The organism is Sphingomonas sp., from assembly GCF_041661825.1.
Classification (GTDB): domain Bacteria; phylum Pseudomonadota; class Alphaproteobacteria; order Sphingomonadales; family Sphingomonadaceae; genus Sphingomonas.
Window position 1 is genome coordinate 462869 of record NZ_JBAZTU010000003.1, and the last position, 19680, is coordinate 482548.

Genomic DNA, 19680 nt, shown 5'->3' on the forward strand with positions numbered 1-19680 from the left:
CGAAGTCGAGAAACTTTGCTCAGTCCCTGTGCCCTGTTTCTCGACTTCGCTCGAAACGAACGGGGAGGGAGGGGCTCAGGCTAGCTTCGCCGAAAGCCCCGCCTCGTCGCCGTGCCAGCCGCGTTTAGCCAAGGCCCGGTCCTTCGCCGCGGCTTCGGTCAGCCCCAGCGCGATCTCGGCGTCGGCGCGAAGCGAAAGAGTAACGGGGTCGTTCGGGCGCCGCGCCAGCACCAGGTCGGTCTGCTTCAGCGCCTCTCGCGGCTTGCCGGCCACGAGCAGGGCGGCGGCGTAGCTGCGGCGGACCGGGTACCACCAGGCCGGCGGGTCGACCAGCACCTGCATCATGGCCGATTCGTCGAGCTTCGCGGCCTTCTCGAAGGCGGCAGCGGCACGCATCGGCTTGCCCTCGATCATCGCGGCGCGCCCTTCCAGCACCAGCCGCGCGATGCGGATCAGCCGGGTCGTGTGGGCGGTCATGTCGTCGAGCCTGACCGGTCCGACGCCGGTCGGGATCAGCGCCATCTCGGCGCGCACGCCTGCGGCATTGCCGAGCCGCGCCTGGGCCTCGCCCCGGGCATAGTGACGGAAGGCCTGAGCGAATTTCACCCTGGCACCGGGATCGGGCAGCGCGAGCACATCCGTTGGATCCGCGAAGCGCCCCTCAGCGGCATAGGCGGTGCCCATCGCCATCTGGACATAGGCGCCGGCGCCGTGCGGATCCTTCGGCCCGTCCTCGAGCATCGGCCCGCTGAGCGCGAGCGCCACCTTCGCATCGCCCGAGATCAGCGCACCGCCCGCGCCGTACTGGACGTTGTGGCCATGATAAGGGAGCTGCCACTCGCCACCCGGCTGGGGCAGGCCCAGACGCTTCGCATTTTCCACGCCCATCGCGACAGCCCGGACATTGGCATCAGCCGCATCCTGATAGCGCCCGACCCAGTAGAAAGTGTGCGACGGCATATGGATCAGATGGCTCGCTCGCGGTGCCAGCGACGGCAGCTTGTCCGCGAAGCGTTCGGCTCGGGCGGAGAAACCGCTCATCTCGGTCGCGTGGATGTAGAAATGGATCGCCGGGGTATAGTCGGGATCGCGCTCGAGCACGGTCTCCAGCAGCGTCACCGCGCGGGGCAGGTGCGTGGGGGTGTTGGTCAGCGAGGCGGGCACCATCCAGGCATCGGCGGCGATGGTCCCAATCTCGTTGTCGTCGGGATAGCGCACAGCGAGCGCATCCATCGCCCTGGCAAAAGCGGTATCGCCCGCCCCGGTACCGCCGCCCTTCTGGTAACGCAGCTTCAGCGCCGCGATCAGCTCGCGCTCCTTCGCGGGAGATGTCGGTGTGAGCAGCTTTTCGGCCGTGGCGACCCTGGCGGCAGCCGCTGCGCTCTCCTTCGCGCCGATCGGGTAGTTGATCGTCGGCCCGTCGCTCCACGCCGCGCCCCATTGGCACATGGCGCAGGACGGATCGATGCGCACCGCCTCGGCAAAGGCCGCCGTTGCCGCCTTGTGCGCAAAGGCGTGGGCGAGCTGCATGCCATTGTCGAACCAGGCCTGCGCCTCGGGCTTTGCCGTGACGATCGGGAAGCCGCCATTGCCATAGCCGGGCAGCAACTCGGGCTTCGCCGCGACCGGTCCATCGTCTCCGCTGCAGATCGTAACGCCGGCGAGCAGCACCGACAGGGGCGGCGCAATTGCACCGTCGTTCACGGATGCCGGAAGCAACGCCATCAACGGCATCAGCAGCAACGCACGCATCGGCTTTCCCCTCGCTCGATCGCATCAGCCTACCGGATCGTCGTGCGGCAAACCACTGCGATCCGCTTGAGTAGCGCCGTTCCCTCGCCTAAGTCGCCAGCATGACATCGACCAACGACATCCGCCGATCCTTTCTCGACTATTTCGAAGCCGAGGGGCACGCCCGCGTTCCGTCCGCGCCGCTGGTGCCGCATAACGATCCGACCTTGATGTTCGTCAACGCGGGCATGGTGCCGTTCAAGAACGTGTTCACCGGCCTGGAAACGCGCCCTTATGTGACCGCGACCTCCTCGCAGAAGTGCGTGCGCGCCGGCGGCAAACATAACGACCTCGACAATGTCGGCTACACCGCCCGCCACCACACTTTCTTCGAGATGCTCGGCAATTTCTCTTTCGGCGACTATTTCAAGGAGCGTGCGATCTCGCTCGCCTGGAATCTGATCACGAAGGAATGGGGCATCTCGGGCGACCGGCTGACCGTCACCGTCTATCATACCGACGACGAAGCCTATGACCTGTGGCGCAAGATCGCCGGACTGCCCGAAAGCCGCATCATCCGCATCGCGACCTCCGACAATTTCTGGTCGATGGGCGACACCGGGCCGTGCGGCCCCTGTTCCGAGATCTTCTACGATCATGGCGACCATATCCCCGGTGGCCCTCCCGGCAGCCCGGACGAGGATGGCGACCGGTTCGTCGAGATCTGGAACCTCGTCTTCATGCAGTTCGAGCAATCGGCCGACGGCACGCGCACCAATCTGCCGCGCCCCTCGATCGACACGGGCATGGGCCTGGAGCGCGTCGCGGCTGTGCTGCAGGGCGTGCACGACAATTACGACACCGACACGTTCAAGGCGCTGATCGCTGAATCGAGCGCGCTGACCCGCACGCCGAGCACAGGCGACACCCAGGCGAGCCACCGCGTGATCGCCGACCATTTGCGCGCTTCGGGCTTCCTCGTTGCCGACGGCGTGCTGCCGGCGAATGAGGGCCGCGGCTATGTGCTGCGCCGGATCATGCGCCGCGCGATGCGGCATGCGCATCTGCTCGGCGCCAAGGAGCCGTTGATGCACCGGCTGGTGCCCTCGCTGGTGACAGAGATGGGCTCCGCCTATCCCGAGCTGCTGCGCGCCCAGGCCTCGATCGAGGCGACCTTGCTGCAGGAGGAGACCCAGTTTCGCCGCACGCTGACCAATGGCCTGCGCTTGCTCGACGAGGCGACGGCAGGCATGGCACCGGGCGCGACGCTTGCGGGCGAGACGGCGTTCAAGCTCTACGACACGTTCGGCTTCCCTTATGACCTGACCGAGGACGCGCTGCGGGCACAGGGCTTCGGCGTCGACCGTAGCGGCTTCGATACCGCGATGGCCGAGCAGAAGCGCGCCGCGCGCGCCGCCTGGAAGGGCTCGGGCGACCGCGCCTCGGACGATATCTGGTTCGACATCGCCGAGGAAACCGGCGGAACCGAGTTTCTCGGCTATTCGGCAGAGGATGGCGAAGGCCAGGTGCTCGCGCTGATCAAGGACGGCCAGCGCGTCGATCGCGCCGGGCCGGGCGACACCGTCGACCTCGTGGTCAACCAGACACCCTTCTACGGCGAAAGCGGCGGCCAGGTCGGCGATGCCGGGTCGATCGCCAGCGAGAAGGGCCTGCGCGGATCGATCCAGGATACGCAGAAGCATCTCGGCCGCCTCTGGGCGCACCGCCTCTATGTCGAGGCCGGGGATATCTCGGAGGGCGATGCCGTGCGACTGACCGTCGACCATGGTCGGCGCGGAGCGATCCGCGCCAACCATTCGGCGACTCACCTGCTGCACGAGGCGCTGCGCCAGCGGCTTGGCCTGCACGTCGCGCAGAAGGGCAGCCTTGTCGCGCCTGACCGTCTGCGCTTCGACTTCTCCCAGCCGACTGCGATCGAGCCCGTGCGCATCGCCGAGGTCGAGGCCGATGTGAACCGCCATATCCGCGAGAATGGCGACGTCTCGACGCGCCTGATGACGCCGGAAGAAGCGATCAACGAAGGCGCCATGGCGCTGTTCGGCGAGAAGTACGGCGACGAGGTCCGCGTGGTCTCGATGGGTCGTGAGGGCGACAGGACCTATTCGCTCGAGCTGTGCGGCGGCACGCATGTGAAGCAGCTCGGCGATATCGGCCTGTTCAAGGTCGTTGGCGAAAGCGCGGTATCCAGCGGCATCCGGCGCATCGAAGCGCTGACGGGCGAGGCTGCGCGGCAGTGGTTCACCGCGCGCGACGAGAAGTTGCGTGAGGCGGCGGCGGCGTTGAAGGCGTCGCCCGATGAAGTGCCCGCGCGCGTCGTCGCGTTGGTCGAGGACCGGCGCCGGCTGGAGCGCGAACTGGCCGAGGCGAAGAAGGCGCTGGCGCTTGGTGGCGGCGGTTCGGCACAGGCTGGGCCCGAGCAGGTCGGTGGAGTCAATTTCGTCGGCCAGGTCGTCCAGGATTTCGACGCCAAGGGCCTGCGCGGCGCGGTCGACGAGACCAAGCAGCGGATCGGGTCCGGCGTGGCGGTGATGGTCGCCGTCAATGAAGGCCGCGCGTCGATCGCGGTCGGCGTGACCGACGATCTGGTCGGGACCTATAGCGCGGTCGACCTGTTGCGCCGCGCCGTTGCGGTGCTGGGCGGGCAGGGCGGTGGCGGCCGGCCCGACATGGCGCAGGGCGGCGGACCGGATGGGTCGAAGGGCGCGGAAGCCGTCGAGGCGATCAAGGCAGCGCTGGCCGAGCAGCCCGCGACGGCCTGAAGCATCGGATTATCCGAGCCAGGAAAAGTCCAGGCTCGTCCTGCCCGTCTCGCTGGCGTCCGACGCGAAGCGTCGTTCCATGATGACGCCGCAGCCCTTTGTGTCGATCGCGACGACGGTACTGCACCGCGTGCCATAGACCGGGTTGCGGATGAAGATCGGCGAGTGAAGCGGTTCCTGCGGCACGTCCGACGGCGAGCGCGGTTCCACGCCGATATCGGGCAGGACCTGTTCGTGGAGACCATCGAACAGCAGCTCCGGGTCTATCGCGTCGCCGGTGATCCAGTCGAGCAGGCATGATTTGATCCGCATCGTCTTGGGCCAAGGCTCGTCAAGCCTGCCGTTGGAAAGCCCATACAGGCCCGAGGCGAGGGCGCTTCGCGTGATATCCGGCCGGTTCGACAGGAAATGCGCGTCGCGTTGGTCCGCGACGATCAAGTTGACCGGGTTGAAGGTCGACAGGTCGGCCGTGAGCGGATCGGCATAGGCGCCTCTGCCTGCCAGATAGTCCGTCACCAGAGCGCCGCGCGAGGCGAGACCAGGCACCGGCGCACCGAAGCCGCGCAGATTGGTGACGACGGCCAGCCGGCCCTGCTCGGACACGCCCAGCCAGGTCCCGCCCGACTGGAGATCGCGGCCGGCGAGCAGATGATCGGGTTCTTGCCACCGCTCCAGCGGCTGTGCCGGCCGGGCATGGAGTTCGTCACGGTTGCCGGCCAGCAAAAGCCGCCAGCGGGGATGCGCTTGCCACGCAAAGGCCAGGACACACATGCAAGCTCAATAGAGTGGCTTGGGCAATTTTGACATCGTCTCGACAGGGTTCGCCCGGTGGCGCATGACATCGTCCGAGAGCGCCGGCGCCGTGCGACCGCGCCCGAAGGGGAGGGAAAAGATGGACAGCCAGCAGCAGGATTCGGCCGATCTCGATTCGTCCCCGGCGGTTCGCCGGTGGCCACGCTGGTTGCTGGCGGCGATCGGCCTCGCGATGATCCTGGGCGGGGCGCTGCTGGCAAGCGCGATCCAGACCTCCGGCAGGGCGCGTGTGAGCGATATCCGCTTCAGGGGCGCCGATGGCACGGAGATGAGCGCGTTGCTCTATGTGCCAGCGGGGGCGAGCCCGGCCAGCCCGGCGCCAGGCATCCTCGCGGTGCACGGCTATATCAATTCGCGCGAGATGCAGGACGGCTTTGCGATCGAATTCGCGCGGCGCGGCTACGTCGTATTGGCGATGGACCAGACCGGCCATGGCTATAGTGGCGGCAAGGCCTTTTCGAACGGCTTTGGCGGGCCCGACGGGCTTGCCTATCTCCGCTCGCTGCCGTTCGTCGACGAGAACCAGATCGGGCTCGAGGGGCACAGTATGGGCGGCTGGACCGTGCTCGCTGCTGCTGCGGCGATGCCCGACGCCTATCGCGCGATCGTGCTGGAAGGGTCATCCACCGGCGCGCCCTATGCAAAGGAGGGCACGCCCACATGGCCGCGCAATCTGGGGCTGGTCTATAGCCGTTACGACGAATTCTCGCAGCTGATGTGGGGCGCCGGGCGCGCCATGGATGTCGGGCAAAGCGCCAAGCTGAAACAGTTGTTCGGCACGACGGAGACAGTGCAGGCCGGTAAGCTTTATGGCTCGATCCCGGCCGGAACGGCGCGCTATCTGATGCAGCCCTCGACCACGCACCCGGGCGATCACATTTCGACGGCGGCGATCGGGGACGCGACCGACTGGTTCGCGCGCACCCTCGCCGGCGGCCATCCGCGCCCGGCCGGAGACCAGATCTGGTTCTGGAAGGAGATCGGAACCGGCATCGGCCTGCTCGGCTTCGTGCCGCTGGTGCTTGGGCTGTTCGATCTGTTGCTGGCATCGCGCTTCTTCGCCTCGCTACGGGGCAATGCCGTCGCAGCGGGACCCGGCCGGGACGCGCGGTGGTGGCGCGGGGCGATCGTCGCCGCCGGCGTGCCGATGCTGACCTTCTTCCCGGTGTTTATCGCGATCTTCCTGCTGGTGCCGGCGACGATAGTCCTGCCGCAGACGGTGACGACTCAGGTCGCCGTGTGGGCGCTGGTCGGGGCCGGGCTCACCTGGCTGTTCGGGCGACGGGGCCTTGCTGCAGAGGAACCTCGGGTGGATTGGCTGAAGACGATCCTGCTCGCGCTTGCGGTAACGCTGGCCGCCTATCTGGTCCTAGCGCTGGTGCAGGGACTGCTACTGACTGACCTTCGCTTCTGGGTCGTGGCGGTCAAACCGCCGAGCGCCCGGCAATGGCTGATCGCACTCATCTATGTCGTGCCGATCACGATCGCGTTCCTGATGACCGGACGCGTGCTAGGCTCGCTGACGGTCATGCGCGACGGAGTCCTGGCACGCTACGCGTCGGCCATGTTGACGCTGTGTGGCGGGTTCGTCGTGCTGCTCGGTCTCGTCTACGGCATCTTCTTCGCGACCGGCACACTGGTGACGGGCTTCGATCCGCTGACGACGGTCATTGCGATCCAGTTCGTGCCGGTACTGGCCGCTGTGGGCGCGATAATGACCTTTGCCTGGAGCCGCACCGGCAGTCACCGGCCCGGCGCGGTGCTCGCGGGGATGCTGGTCACGCTCTATGTCGTGGCCGGGACGGCTACCCAGGGTTGATCGATCAGGTTTCCACAGTGGCCTTGCGGGCGCGGCGCAGGCGCGGTTCGCGCACCATATCGGCCGCTTCCTTGATCTCCTTGCGCAATTCGTCGCGCTTTTCGTGGATCGAGGCAATGACCGGGCCGACCGCTATGCCGAGATCGACCAGCAGCGCTTCGGACAATTGCAGCGAGCTCTCCAGCGTCTCGGGCACGGCATCGGTCGCGCCAGCGCGGTAGAGTTCGGCGGCGTGCGCGGTGTCGCGGGCGCGGGCGACGATGGTCAGGTTGGGCACCCAGCCGCGCACCCGGCGCGTGAGCTGAACCGACAGCACCGGATCGTCCATCGTCAGGATCAGCGCCTTGGCGCGGCCGAGATTGAGACGATCGACCAACTCCGAGCGTGCAACGTCGCCGAAGATCACCGGATAGCCGTCAGCGCGCGCGGCCTTCACTGCGTCGATATCGGCTTCGACGGCGATGAAGGGCTGGCCGTGCACCTTGAGCATGTCCGCCACCATGCGGCCGACACGGCCGAAGCCGATCACGACGGTGCCGGGGCCTTCGGCGGAAATCTCGGCATCGGGCGTGTCGCCGCCGGCGCGCAGCTCGATCCTTCGGGCCACGCGCTGGCCGAGCCAGGCGAGCAGGGGCGTGATGGTCAGCCCGATCGCGGTGACCGTCTGCCAGAAGCTCGCGGTCGCGGGCAGGATCAGGCCAGCCGCCGCCGCCGTGCCGAGCACGATCAGCGTGGTCTCGGACGGGCTGCCCATCAGCAGGCCGGTTTCCGCCGCGACGCCGTTGCGGATGCCGGCAAGCTTGAGCAGGCCGAAGGTGACCAGCGCCTTCACCGCCACCACCGCGACGATCGCGCCGGCCAGGGCCGGCCAATTCTCCATGATCGAGCCCAAGTCGAGGCTCATGCCGACGGTGATCAGGAACACGCCGAGCGCGAGGCCCTTGAACGGCGCAGTCATCACTTCGACTTCGCTGTGATAATCGGTCTCGGCGATCAGCACGCCGGCAAGCAAAGCGCCGACGATCGGCGACAGGCCGACCGCTGCGGTCGCGAGGCTGGCGACGATCACCACGAGCAACGAGGCCGCGAGGAACAGTTCGGGACTCTTGGTGCGGGCGGCCTGGGCGAAGAGGCGGGGCAGGACGAATCGGCCACCGACGAACATCGCCGCAATGGTCAGCACGCCGCCGCCGATTACCCGCACGACCGGCGCCCAGCCATCACCGGCGCCGGGGCCAAGCGCCGCCAGCACGAAGATGATCGGGACGAGCGCGAGATCCTCGAACAGCAGCATGGCGAAAGCCGACCGCCCGACGGGGCTTGTCGTGCCGGCGATCGGAAGGACGAGCGCGGTGGAGGAGAGGGCGAGGGCAAACCCCAGCCCGAAGGAACCGGCCCAGCTCAGGCCGGTGAGATGGATCGCGACGCCGATGATCAGGCCGGAGCCGATCAGCTCTGCGGCGCCAGTGCCGAACACCAGGGTGCGCATCGACCAGAGACGCTTGAGCGACAGCTCGAGCCCGATCGAGAAGAGCAGCAAAATGATACCGAATTCGGCGAACGGCTCGATCGAATGCGGGTCCGAGATGGTGATGTAGTAGAGCCAGGGATAGTCGCCGACGAGCGCGCCGAGAGCCGAGGGGCCGACGAGCAGGCCGACCAGGATGAACCCGATGACCGGGCTGATCTTCAACCGCGCAAAGGCCGGAATGACGAGGCCCGCGGCCCCCAGAATCACCAGGGCGTCGCTGAAGCCCTTATTGTCCAATCCCATTGCCATGGGGGTACTTAACCACCCCCGGAACGGTTTGTCAGCCGATGAAGGGTGCTGAAGTGTCGATTGCCTGCACAAAAAACACCGCCCGCCACACCCTGTCGGATGTAGCGGGCGGTGTTCGCGCCTCCGGCAGGTGCCCTTATTTCGAGGCGCCCATGGCCTGTTCGAGGTTGATGCGAACTTCCTCGAAGAACTGCTCGGTGGTCATCCAGGGCTGGTTCGGACCGATCAGGATCGCGAGGTCCTTGGTCATCTTGCCGCTCTCGACCGTGTCGACGCAGACCTTCTCCAGCAATTCGGCGAACTCAGTCACTTCGGGCGTGCCGTCGAACTTGCCGCGATATTTCAGGCCGCCGGTCCAGGCGAAGATCGACGCGATCGGGTTGGTCGAGGTCGCCTTGCCCTGCTCGTGCATGCGGAAATGGCGGGTGACGGTGCCGTGCGCCGCCTCTGCCTCGACCGTCTTGCCGTCCGGCGTGAGCAGCACCGAGGTCATGAGGCCGAGCGAACCGAAGCCCTGCGCGACCTGGTCCGACTGAACGTCGCCGTCGTAATTCTTGCAGGCCCAGACGAACTCGCCATGCCATTTGAGCGCGCTGGCGACCATGTCGTCGATCAGGCGATGCTCATAGACGATGCCGGCTTCCTTGAACTTGTCCTTGAACTCGCTCTCGAACACCTCGGCGAACAGATCCTTGAAGCGGCCGTCATAGGCCTTGAGGATGGTGTTCTTGGTCGAGAGATAGACCGGCCAGCCGAGGTTGAGGCCGTAATGCATCGAGGCGCGGGCGAAATCGCGGATTGAATCGTCGAGATTGTACATCGCCATGGCGACGCCCGAGGACGGGAACTGGAACACTTCCTCGTCGATCACGGTGCCGTCGTCGCCTTCGAACACCAGGCGCAGCTTGCCGGGGCCGGGGACGCGATAGTCGGTCGCGCGATACTGATCGCCGAACGCGTGGCGGCCGACGACGATCGGATGAGTCCAGCCCGGGATGAGGCGGGGGACGTTCTTCATCACGATCGGCTCGCGGAAGACGACGCCGCCCAGGATGTTGCGGATCGTGCCGTTGGGCGACTTCCACATCTTCTTGAGGCCGAATTCCTCGACGCGTGCTTCGTCAGGCGTGATCGTGGCGCACTTCACGCCGACGCCGTATTTCTGGATCGCCTTCGCGCTGTCGACGGTGATCTTGTCGTCGGTCTCGTCGCGCTTCTGGATACCCAGATCGTAATAATCGAGGTCGATATCGAGATAAGGGAGGATCAGGCGCTCGCGAATCCATTGCCAGATGATCCGCGTCATCTCGTCGCCGTCGATCTCCACGACAGGCGTCTTCACCTTGATCTTCGCCATCGATACTCGCTTTCAAGAGGGGAGGTTTCGGTGAGCGTCTAGGAGGAAGGCACGCCCGGATCAACATCGTCGTGGCGACCTTTTCTCATCGGCCGTCCCCAGCGGATCGCGACACGCATCATTGTCTTGAGGGGATGCACCGGATAGACCGCGCCGATGGCTTTACACGACACACCGCCAGAGGCGCCTCCGACGATTAAATGGCGCTTTCCGGACATGCACCCCGAGGGGCGCAAATATGTTCTGATCGCAGGTGCGATCTCCCTCCTGGCCCTTTGGTGGTTCGGCTGGTTCGTCGCCTGGCCGCTCATCGGCGTCACCCTGTGGGTCGTCTCCTTCTTTCGCGATCCGGTACGCGTAACGCCGCAAGGGGAGGGGCTGATCATCGCGCCCGCCGACGGGCTGATCACCATGATCCGGCGCGTGCCGGTGCCGCGCGAACTGGCCGGCGAGAACGGCCTGGGCGACGCGCCGCTGGTGCGCATTTCGATCTTCATGTCGGTGTTCGACGTGCACATCAATCGCACGCCGATCGCGGGCACGATCCGTCAGGTCGTCTATATCTCGGGCAAGTTCCTCAACGCCGACCTGGACAAGGCGAGCGAGGAAAATGAGCGCCAGCATATCGTGGTCGAGGGGCGCGATGGACGCCGCGTCGGCTTCACCCAGATCGCCGGGCTTGTCGCGCGGCGCATTCTTGGTTTCGTGAAGCCCGGCGACATGGTGGCGAGCGGCCAGCGCATCGGCCTGATCCGCTTCGGCAGCCGGGTCGACGTCTATCTTCCCGACGATATCGCGCCCCAGGTCGCGCTCGGCCAGCGCAGCGTTGCGGGCGAGACGGTCCTCGGCCGCCCCGGCGTGAGCGCGGCGACCGGCATCGCTCAGTGAGGACCGACCGATGAGGCGCCCGCTTCCGAGGCGAACGCCCCGCGGCCTGCCGTTGCGCGCGGTCGCGCCCAATGCCGTCACCGCGCTTGCCCTGTGCTTCGGCCTGACCGGTATCCGCTTCGCCATCTCGGCGAGCAGCGGCCTGCCCCAGACCGAAGGCCATTGGGAACTGGCCGTGACGATGATCATGATCGCCGGCGTGCTCGACGGCCTCGATGGCAGCGTCGCGCGGCTGGTGCGTGGCGAGAGCCGGTTCGGTGCCGAGCTCGATTCGCTGTCCGACGCGATTTCGTTCGGCGTGTCGCCCGCGCTGATCCTCTATCTCTGGTCGCTGAAGGAGATGCCGCGCGTCGGCTGGCTCGTCGCGCTGGTGTTCGCCGTGTTCTGCGCGCTGCGCCTGGCGCGCTTCAACGCCAATATCGACGTCACGGAACAGCCGCACAAATCGGCCGGTTTCCTGACCGGCATCCCGGCACCGGCCGGCGCCGGGCTGGCGATGCTGCCGCTGTATCTGTCGTTCTGGAACGATCTGCCCTGGCTGCGCTCGCCCTGGCTGGTGGCGCCCTGGGTCGGTTTCGTCGCGACGCTGATGGTGTCGAGCTTCGCCACCTATAGCTGGTCCTCGCTCAAGCTGCGCAACAACATCCGGTTCGAGGCGATCGTGATCGTCGTGATCCTGGGCGCGGCGCTGATCTCGGCGCCGTGGCACACGCTGTCGGCGATCTGCCTCGCCTATCTCGCGACGATGCCCTTCAGCATCAGCGCTTATCGGCGAGTCAGGCGGCTGCGCGGAACGCCTGCGGTCGAGCCGCAACTGCCATTGCCGACACCGGACGAACGCGAGCGCGAAGCCGGCGATCGCTGAGGATCAGCATCGGCGCGGTGACATGAGCAGGATCGACCTCGCCGCGGAGCAGGGCAATGATTCGCGGCAGCGCCGGAACGAGCGTGAACGCGAATACGGAAGTTGCGGCAGCAAGGGCGCCGGCGAAAACCAGGATACCGAGAACCGTCATCATCGCCCAACTCCCTGATTGCATGGGCAGAAACCTGATTCGAAAAACCGGGGAAGCCCGTGTTCCGTTCCATGTCCCTGTTGCGGACACTGTATGTTCCCTTAGTGTTCCCGTTGTCAACGCTTGATTTAAACGAAGGGCTTCGCTAGAGGGCGCGCCTTCACACCGCATGGGAAGCACACATCGCCGGTGTCCGGAGCAATCCGGATTACTCGCTTCCCAGAGGCACAACCGGAAAGGAACTACCTTATGGCGGCACCAGTCGTCACCATGCAGCAATTGCTCGAAACGGGCGCGCACTTCGGCCACCAGACCCACCGCTGGAACCCGAAGATGAAGCCTTACATCTTTGGCGACCGCAACGGCGTCCACATCCTCGATCTCTCGCAGACCGTGCCGCTGTTCGCGCGCGCTCTCGAATTCGTGAATGCCTCGGTCGCGGCCGGCGGCAAGGTGCTGTTCGTCGGCACCAAGCGCCAGGCACAGGAGCCCGTCGCTGACGCGGCCCGCCGTTCGGGCCAGCATTTCGTCAACCATCGCTGGCTGGGCGGCATGCTCACCAACTGGAAGACCATCTCCAACTCGATCAAGCGCCTCAAGACGCTCGAAGAGCAGCTTTCGGGCGACACGCACGGCCTGACCAAGAAGGAAGTGCTGCAGCTCACCCGCGAGAAGGACAAGCTCGAGCTGTCGCTCGGCGGCATCCGCGACATGGGCGGCATTCCGGACGTGATGTTCGTGATCGACGCCAACAAGGAAGAGCTGGCGATCAAGGAAGCCAACACCCTGGGTATCCCGGTGGTTGCGATCCTCGATTCGAACGTGTCGCCGGACGGCATCGCCTTCCCGGTTCCCGCCAATGACGACGCCAGCCGCGCCATCCGCCTGTACTGCGAGGCGATCGCGATCGCCGCGACCCGTGGCGGCAACGAGCAGGTCGCTCGTCGCGGCGTCGACGTCGGCGCGATGGACACACCGCCGGTCGAGGAAGCGCTGACCGTCGAGCCGGCGCCTGCCGCCGAACCGGTCGAAGCGATCGACTTCACGCCGGCAGCCGAAGCTGCGGCCCCCGTCGAAGCAGCTGCTCCGGCAGCTGACGAAGCCGTGGCGTCCGAAGCTGCCGCCGAGGAAGAGCGTCAACTCGACGCCTGAGCGTCGCTGAACTGAAATACGGGCGGGGTAGGGCGCAAGCCTTTCCCCGTCCGAACCCATATCCGAAGCACAAGAGGACAAGAGACATGGCCGAGATCACGGCAGCAGCGGTGAAGGATCTGCGCGAACAGAGCGGCGCCGGCATGATGGACTGCAAGAAGGCGTTGACCGAAACCGGCGGCGACATGACCGCGGCCATCGATTGGCTGCGTACCAAGGGCCTGGCCGCCGCCGCCAAGAAGTCCAGCCGCACCGCGGCCGAGGGCCTGGTCGGCATCGAAGTTTCCGGCACCAAGGGTGCTGCAGTCGAAGTCAATTCCGAGACCGATTTCGTCGCCAAGAACATCCAGTTTCAGACGTTCGTTCGCGACGTGACGTCGGTCGCGCTCGAGCTGGGCGATTCGATCGAGACGATCAAAGCGGCTCAACTCGGCGGCAAGACCGTCGAGGAAGTGCTGACCAACAACATCGCGACGATCGGCGAGAACCAGACGATCCGTCGTGCCAAGCGCCTCGAAGTGACGTCGGGCGCGGTCGTTCCCTATGTCCATAACGCGGCTGCTCCTGGCCTCGGCAAGATCGGCGTGCTCGTCGCGCTCGAGAGCGAAGCCGGTGCCGACGTGCTCGAGCCGCTGGGCAAGCAGATCGCGATGCACATCGCCGCCGCTTTCCCGCTGGCGCTGAACGAGGACGGCCTCGACCCCGAGATCGTCGCTCGCGAGCGCGCGATCGCAACCGAAAAGGCGGCCGAATCGGGCAAGCCCGCCGACATCGTCGCCAAGATGGTGGATGGCGCGATCGCCAAGTATCGCAAGGAAAACGCCCTGGTCAGCCAGCTGCTGGTGATGGACGGCAAGACCAAGATCTCCGACGTCGTCGCCAACGCCGCCAAGGCGGCCGGCAAGCCCATCGAACTGAAGGATTATGTCCGCTTTCAGCTCGGCGAGGGCATCGAGAAGGAAGTCAGCGATTTCGCGGCTGAAGTCGCGGCTGCCGCTGGCGTCTGATCGCTTCGATACCGTATCTGAGGGGCGGGGTTCGGCAGTGCCGGCCTCGCCCTTCTTGTATTTTGCGGCTTAAGTGATTGTGATATAGTGATTCCGCGTGATTGGTGCATCGGATTTGCACCGTTCCCGGGCGGTATCATCGCTTGGCATCGCCTCGGTGCGCTACTAAGGTCCGCGCCGCCCAGACCCTCAGCATGTTGGAACTTGTGACGATACCGCGCTTCAAACGCATCCTGCTGAAATTGTCCGGGGAGGTCCTGATGGGGCCGAACCATTTCGGTATCGATCCGGCGACCGTCGATCGCGTCGCGGGCGAGATCAAGGCGGCCAAGGAAGCCGGGCATGAACTGTGCTTGGTCGTTGGCGGCGGCAACATCTTCCGCGGGCTTGCCGCGGCAGCCAAGGGCTTCGACCGAACAAGCGCCGATTATATGGGCATGCTGGCGACGGTGATGAACGCCCTGGCGGTCCAGAACGCGCTGGAGAAGATCGGGGTCGAAACCCGGGTTCAGTCCGCGATCCCCATGGCCAGCGTGTGCGAGCCCTATATCCGCCGGCGCGCCGAGCGGCATATCGAGAAGGGCCGGATCGTGATCTTCGCCGCCGGTACGGGCAATCCGTTCTTCACCACCGACACCGCCGCCGCGCTCCGCGCTGCCGAAATGAACTGCAACGCGCTGTTCAAGGGCACCAGCGTCGACGGCGTGTATGATGCCGATCCCAAAATCGTGCCGAGCGCCACACGCTATGAGAGCCTCAGCTTCGGCCGGGTGCTCGCCGACAATCTCAAGGTGATGGACGCCGCCGCCGTGGCGCTGTGCCGCGAGAACAATATTCCGATCGTCGTGTTCAACATCCGCGGCGAGGGCAATCTCGCCGCCGTCCTGCGGGGCGAGGGCACATCGACGATCGTCCGCAACGAAGAGGAGGAAGCCAATGGCCGCCTATGACAAGGCCGATCTCGAACGCCGCATGGCGGGCGCCGTCGAGGCACTGAAGCACGATCTGGGTGGTCTGCGCACCGGCCGCGCCTCTACCTCGCTGCTCGATCCGGTGACCGTCGAGGTCTATGGCTCGCACATGCCGCTCAACACCATCGCGACCGTCTCGGCACCCGAGCCGCGCATGCTGTCGGTGCAGGTGTGGGACAAATCGAATGTCGGGCCCGCCGACAAGGCGATCCGCTCGGCCGGCCTGGGTCTCAATCCGATCGTCGACGGCACAACGCTGCGCCTGCCGATCCCGGACCTGACCGAGGAGCGCCGCAAGGAGCTCGCAAAGCTGGCCGGTCAATATGCCGAAAAGGCGCGCATCGCGGCACGCAACGTACGCCGCGACGGCAATGACAATCTGAAAACCGATGAGAAGAAGGGCGTGTTCTCCGAAGACGAGCGCAAGCGCCATGAAACCGAGGTCCAGAAGCTGACCGACAGCACGATCGCCGACATCGATGCCGCGGCTTCGGCCAAGGAAAAGGAAATCCTGGGCAAGTGAACTCGTCGCCCGCCATGGCACCGATCGCGGCCGGCGGCACGGCGGTGTTGCCGCGTCACGTCGCGATCATCATGGACGGAAACGGCCGCTGGGCGAAGAAGCGGCATCTGCCGCGGATCGCCGGGCATCGTCAGGGAGTCGAGGCAGTCCGCCGCGTCTCGCGCGCCGCTCGTGCGATGGGCATCGAGGCGCTGACGCTCTACGCCTTCTCGTCCGAGAACTGGCGCCGCCCCGAGGACGAGGTCAGCGACCTGATGGGTTTGCTGCGCCTGTTCATCCGCACGGACCTGGACGAGATGGCAAACGAGAATGTCCGTTTGCGCGTGATCGGCGACTATCGCCGCTTCTCCGCCGACACGGTCAAGCTGGTCGATGATGCGATTGCGCGCACCGCGAGCAATACCGGGCCAATCCTGGTGATCGCGCTCAATTACGGCGCGCAAGCCGAAATCGCTGCTGCGGCGCGGCGCCTGGCCGAGAAGGTGCGCGATGGCGTTATCGATCCGTCCGCGATCGATGAGGCGGCGATCGAAGCCGAACTCGACACGAGCGACCTGCCGCCGCTCGACCTGCTGATTCGCACGTCGGGCGAGGTTCGGCTGTCGAATTTCCTGCTGTGGCAAGCCGCCTATGCCGAGCTGCTATTCGTCGAGACGCTGTGGCCTGATTTCGACGCGGCCACGCTTGCAGATGCCATCGGCACGTTCGGCAGCCGCCAGCGGCGCTTCGGAGGCCTGTGAGCACCAAATCACCGACCAAGCGACCGTCCGATCTGGCGCTCCGCACGGTCGTCGGACTGGCCATGGTCGCGGTCGCCATCGCGGCCCTTTGGTTCGGCGATATCGTCTTCTGGATATTATGTTCGGTGCTGGGGCTGTTCATGATGGCCGAATGGGCCGATCTCGACGGCGCCTCGTCGTCGCAGAAGCGGCTGGCGCAGTTCGCCCTGTCGGTTCCGCTGGCGATCATGGCGCCGATGGCGGCCGGGCCCGACTTTTTCGCGCTGGGGCTGATTGCTGCCGCGGCCTTCTTCATCGTCATCGTCCAGCGGCGCTCGACGCTCGCGCTCGGGGCGATCTATGTCGGATTGCCGATCCTTGCCCTGTTACTGATCCGCAAGCAGGAGGAAGGCATCGTCTTCACCTTCTGGGCGCTCGCTCTGGTATGGGTGTGCGACATCGGCGCCTATTTCAGCGGCCGTGCAATTGGCGGCCCCAAGCTTGCCCCCGCGATCAGCCCGAACAAGACCTGGGCCGGGCTGGCGGGCGGCGTACTGCTGGCAGGGGCGTTCGGCGCCGCGATGCACGTCTTTTACGGACTGCCATGGCGGCTGACATTGGCGACGCCAGTACTGGCGATAGTGGCGCAGAGCGGCGATCTGTTTGAAAGCTGGCTGAAGCGGCGTGCCGGCGTGAAGGACAGCGGCAATCTGTTGCCCGGCCATGGCGGCATCCTCGATCGCCTCGACGGGCTGGTACCGGTCGCCCCGCTCGCTGCGCTGCTCGTCATCCTGCCGAAATTCTACTCATGAAGACCGTCACCATCCTTGGCGCGACTGGATCGGTCGGCACCTCCACGCTGGACCTGATCGAGCGCGAGCCGGAACGGTTCGACGTGCTGGCGCTGACCGCCAATTGCGACACGGAGAAACTCGCCAAGGCGGCGATCCGGACCAACGCGCGGATTGCCGTGGCTGCTGACGAAAGCTGCCTGCCCGAGTTGCGGGCGGCCCTTGCCGGTTCCGGCATCGCGGCAGCGGGCGGCCGCGCCGCATTGTGCGAAGCCGCCGCGATGGGCGCCGACATCACCATGGGCGCGATCGTGGGTTGCGCCGGCCTCGAGCCCGTCATGGCGGCGATCGGGCAGGGCGGGACGGTGATCCTCGCCAACAAGGAACCGCTGGTATCGGCGGGCGATGTCGTGCTCGCCGCAGCGGAGCGCCATGGCGCGACGCTGTTGCCAGCGGATTCCGAGCACAATGCGATCTTCCAGTGCTTCGATTTCGCCCGGCCCGAACGAGTCCGCCGCATCATCCTGACGGCCAGCGGCGGTCCGTTCCGCGACTGGCCGACCGAAAAGATGCGCGCGGTGACGCTGGAACAGGCGGTCGCGCACCCGAATTGGTCGATGGGCGCAAAAATCTCGGTCGATTCCGCCACCATGATGAACAAGGGCCTCGAACTGATCGAGGCAGCCCGGCTGTTCCCCGTGCCCGAAGAGCGGATCGAAATCATCCTGCACCGGCAATCGGTGATCCATTCGATGGTCGAATATGTCGACGGGTCGACCCTTGCCCAGCTCGGCCCGCCCGACATGCGCACGCCGATTGCCTATTGCCTGGCCTGGCCTGACCGGATGACGACGCCGATGGCGCCGCTCGACCTCGTCGCAATCGGCCGGCTCGATTTCGAGGCGCCCGATCCCGTGCGCTTCCCAGCGCTCGCGCTTGCCCGCCATGCCCTGGAGGCAGGGGGGGCGCGCCCCGCGATTCTCAACGCCGCGAACGAGATCGCCGTGGCGGCGTTCCTGGATCGGCGTGTCGGCTTCCTCGAAATTGCCGCAATCGTCGCCGATACCCTCGATTGCTACGACCCGCCCGCCCCCGACACGCTTGATGACGTCCTGACGGTGGACGCGGAAGCGCGAAGGCTCGCGGGCGAGCGTGTAAAGGACTGCGTCGCTTGATACATAGCCCCGGCCTGTTGCTGACCATCCTCGCCTTTGCGCTCGTCATCGGGCCGCTCGTGTTCCTTCACGAGATGGGCCATTATCTTGCCGGCCGCCTCTTCAGGGTGAAGGTCGAGGCCTTTTCGATCGGCTTCGGGCGCGAAGTCTTCGGGGTGACCGACAAGCGCGGCACGCGCTGGAAGTTCGGCTGGCTGCCGCTCGGCGGCTATGTCCGCTTCGCCGGTGACATGAACCCGGCAAGCGTGCCCGATGCCGACTGGCTGATGCTCCCACCGGAAGAGCGGGCGCAGACCTTCCCGTCCAGGCCGGTATGGCAGCGCGCGCTCATCGTGGCGGCGGGGCCAGTCACCAATTTCATCATCGCTATAGTGATCCTCGCCGGATTTGCGCTCGCCTATGGCGACAGCCGCACACCGACCGTTGCGGGCAATATCGTCGCAAACGGTGCTGCTGCGAAGGCCGGCCTGCAACCCGGGGATCGCATCGTCGCATTAAGTGGCCGCTCCGTCGAAACATTCGGCGATATGGTCCGCTACATACAGATCAGGGCCGGTGAACCGGTGACCATCGATTTTGTACGCGGCACGACACCGATGTCGCGCAAGGCAGTCATCGGGACGGAGCTCCAGCGCGACCGGTTCGGCAACGAATATCGTATCGGTCGATTGGGAATTGAGAATTCACAGCCTGTACTCGTGCGGGTCGGTCTGATCGAGGCGCCCCAAGTGGCGGTACGCCAGACTGGCGAGATCGTCAGCATGATGGTCGAGACGATCGGCCAGATCATAAGCGGCCGCCGTTCGGTCAAGGAACTGGGCGGGCCGCTCAGCATCGCGAAGGTCTCCGGCGAGCAGCTTTCTCTCGGGTTGCCGGCCTTTGTCTGGCTGATCGCCCTGGTGTCGATTAATCTGGGATTCATCAACCTGTTGCCAGTCCCGATGCTGGATGGTGGTCATTTGTTCTTTTACGCCATCGAGGCGATACGGCGTAAGCCCGTTGGCCCCGAGGTGCAGGAGTGGGCGTTCCGTGGCGGCCTTGCGGCGTTGCTGGCGCTGATGCTGCTCGTGACGTTCAACGATCTCGGGTCGTTCGGCTTGTGGAACAATTTGGCTGGGTTGATCGGCTGACGTGGTTGAGGCAGGGCAGGCTTTCAAG

The 19680-nt window shown here is 65.8% G+C and carries 17 protein-coding genes; 13 read left to right on the forward strand and 4 right to left on the reverse strand.

The annotated features are described in order from the left end of the window. Positions 1-75: 75 nt before the first annotated feature. Positions 76-1752, reverse strand: a complete 1677-nt coding sequence (locus WC729_RS15100; RefSeq protein ID WP_372854178.1) for a hypothetical protein — start codon at positions 1750-1752, stop codon at positions 76-78. A 101-nt stretch (positions 1753-1853) separates the two neighbouring features. On the opposite strand from WC729_RS15100, the gene alaS reads away from it, so the two are divergent. After that, on the forward strand, positions 1854-4511 hold the full coding sequence (gene alaS, locus WC729_RS15105; RefSeq protein WP_372854180.1) for an alanine--tRNA ligase: 2658 nt from the start codon (positions 1854-1856) through the stop codon (positions 4509-4511). Positions 4512-4520: 9 nt separating this feature from the next. Here alaS and WC729_RS15110 read toward each other — a convergent pair whose 3' ends face one another. After that, positions 4521-5282 carry an NRDE family protein gene (locus WC729_RS15110; RefSeq protein WP_372854182.1) on the reverse strand — a complete coding sequence of 254 codons (762 nt, stop codon included), beginning with the start codon at positions 5280-5282 and terminating at the stop codon, positions 4521-4523. Positions 5283-5346: 64 nt separating this feature from the next. Here WC729_RS15110 and WC729_RS15115 point away from each other — a divergent pair, with 64 nt between their 5' ends. Next, entirely contained in the window at positions 5347-7143 is a 1797-nt protein-coding gene (locus tag WC729_RS15115; RefSeq protein WP_372854184.1) for an alpha/beta hydrolase family protein, read from the forward strand. A gap of 4 nt (positions 7144-7147) precedes the next feature. On the opposite strand, the gene WC729_RS15120 is transcribed toward WC729_RS15115, so the two are convergent. Both WC729_RS15120 and WC729_RS15125 read right to left on the reverse strand, forming a co-directional pair. After that, the gene (locus WC729_RS15120) at positions 7148-8923 is read right to left on the reverse strand and encodes a cation:proton antiporter (protein ID WP_372854186.1); all 1776 of its coding nucleotides are present in this window, start codon (positions 8921-8923) and stop codon (positions 7148-7150) included. A 136-nt stretch (positions 8924-9059) separates the two neighbouring features. Further along, positions 9060-10280, reverse strand: a complete 1221-nt coding sequence (locus tag WC729_RS15125; RefSeq protein ID WP_372854188.1) for an NADP-dependent isocitrate dehydrogenase — start codon at positions 10278-10280, stop codon at positions 9060-9062. Between the two features lie 156 nt (positions 10281-10436). On the opposite strand from WC729_RS15125, the gene WC729_RS15130 reads away from it, so the two are divergent. From WC729_RS15130 to rseP, 11 genes are all read left to right on the forward strand, one after another. After that, complete coding sequence (locus WC729_RS15130; RefSeq protein ID WP_372854190.1) at positions 10437-11168, forward strand: phosphatidylserine decarboxylase; 732 nt, start codon at positions 10437-10439, stop codon at positions 11166-11168. 10 nt (positions 11169-11178) lie between these two features. Further along, a complete protein-coding gene (locus WC729_RS15135; RefSeq protein ID WP_372854192.1) occupies positions 11179-12033 on the forward strand; it encodes a phosphatidylcholine/phosphatidylserine synthase in 855 nt (284 codons plus the stop codon). A gap of 22 nt (positions 12034-12055) precedes the next feature. Further along, the gene (locus WC729_RS15140) at positions 12056-12202 is read left to right on the forward strand and encodes a hypothetical protein (protein ID WP_372854194.1); all 147 of its coding nucleotides are present in this window, start codon (positions 12056-12058) and stop codon (positions 12200-12202) included. A gap of 231 nt (positions 12203-12433) precedes the next feature. Further along, entirely contained in the window at positions 12434-13336 is a 903-nt protein-coding gene (gene rpsB / locus WC729_RS15145) for a 30S ribosomal protein S2 (RefSeq protein ID WP_372854196.1), read from the forward strand. Positions 13337-13422: 86 nt separating this feature from the next. After that, positions 13423-14343, forward strand: coding sequence for a translation elongation factor Ts (gene tsf, locus WC729_RS15150; RefSeq protein ID WP_372854198.1), 921 nt, complete (start codon positions 13423-13425; stop codon positions 14341-14343). A 206-nt stretch (positions 14344-14549) separates the two neighbouring features. Next, positions 14550-15293, forward strand: a complete 744-nt coding sequence (pyrH, locus tag WC729_RS15155; protein ID WP_372855460.1) for a UMP kinase — start codon at positions 14550-14552, stop codon at positions 15291-15293. After that, positions 15280-15837 carry a ribosome recycling factor gene (gene frr, locus WC729_RS15160; RefSeq protein WP_372854200.1) on the forward strand — a complete coding sequence of 186 codons (558 nt, stop codon included), beginning with the start codon at positions 15280-15282 and terminating at the stop codon, positions 15835-15837. The genes pyrH and frr overlap by 14 nt, the downstream gene beginning before the upstream one ends. 14 nt (positions 15838-15851) lie before the next feature. Beyond that, complete coding sequence (locus tag WC729_RS15165) at positions 15852-16577, forward strand: isoprenyl transferase (protein ID WP_372855462.1); 726 nt, start codon at positions 15852-15854, stop codon at positions 16575-16577. Next, positions 16574-17368, forward strand: a complete 795-nt coding sequence (locus WC729_RS15170) for a phosphatidate cytidylyltransferase (RefSeq protein ID WP_372854202.1) — start codon at positions 16574-16576, stop codon at positions 17366-17368. The genes WC729_RS15165 and WC729_RS15170 overlap by 4 nt, the downstream gene beginning before the upstream one ends. Continuing rightward, the gene (locus WC729_RS15175; protein ID WP_372854204.1) at positions 17365-18522 is read left to right on the forward strand and encodes a 1-deoxy-D-xylulose-5-phosphate reductoisomerase; all 1158 of its coding nucleotides are present in this window, start codon (positions 17365-17367) and stop codon (positions 18520-18522) included. Before WC729_RS15170 ends, WC729_RS15175 begins: the two co-directional genes overlap by 4 nt. Continuing rightward, positions 18519-19652, forward strand: a complete 1134-nt coding sequence (gene rseP / locus WC729_RS15180; protein WP_372854206.1) for an RIP metalloprotease RseP — start codon at positions 18519-18521, stop codon at positions 19650-19652. Before WC729_RS15175 ends, rseP begins: the two co-directional genes overlap by 4 nt. The last annotated feature ends 28 nt before the right edge of the window (positions 19653-19680 follow it).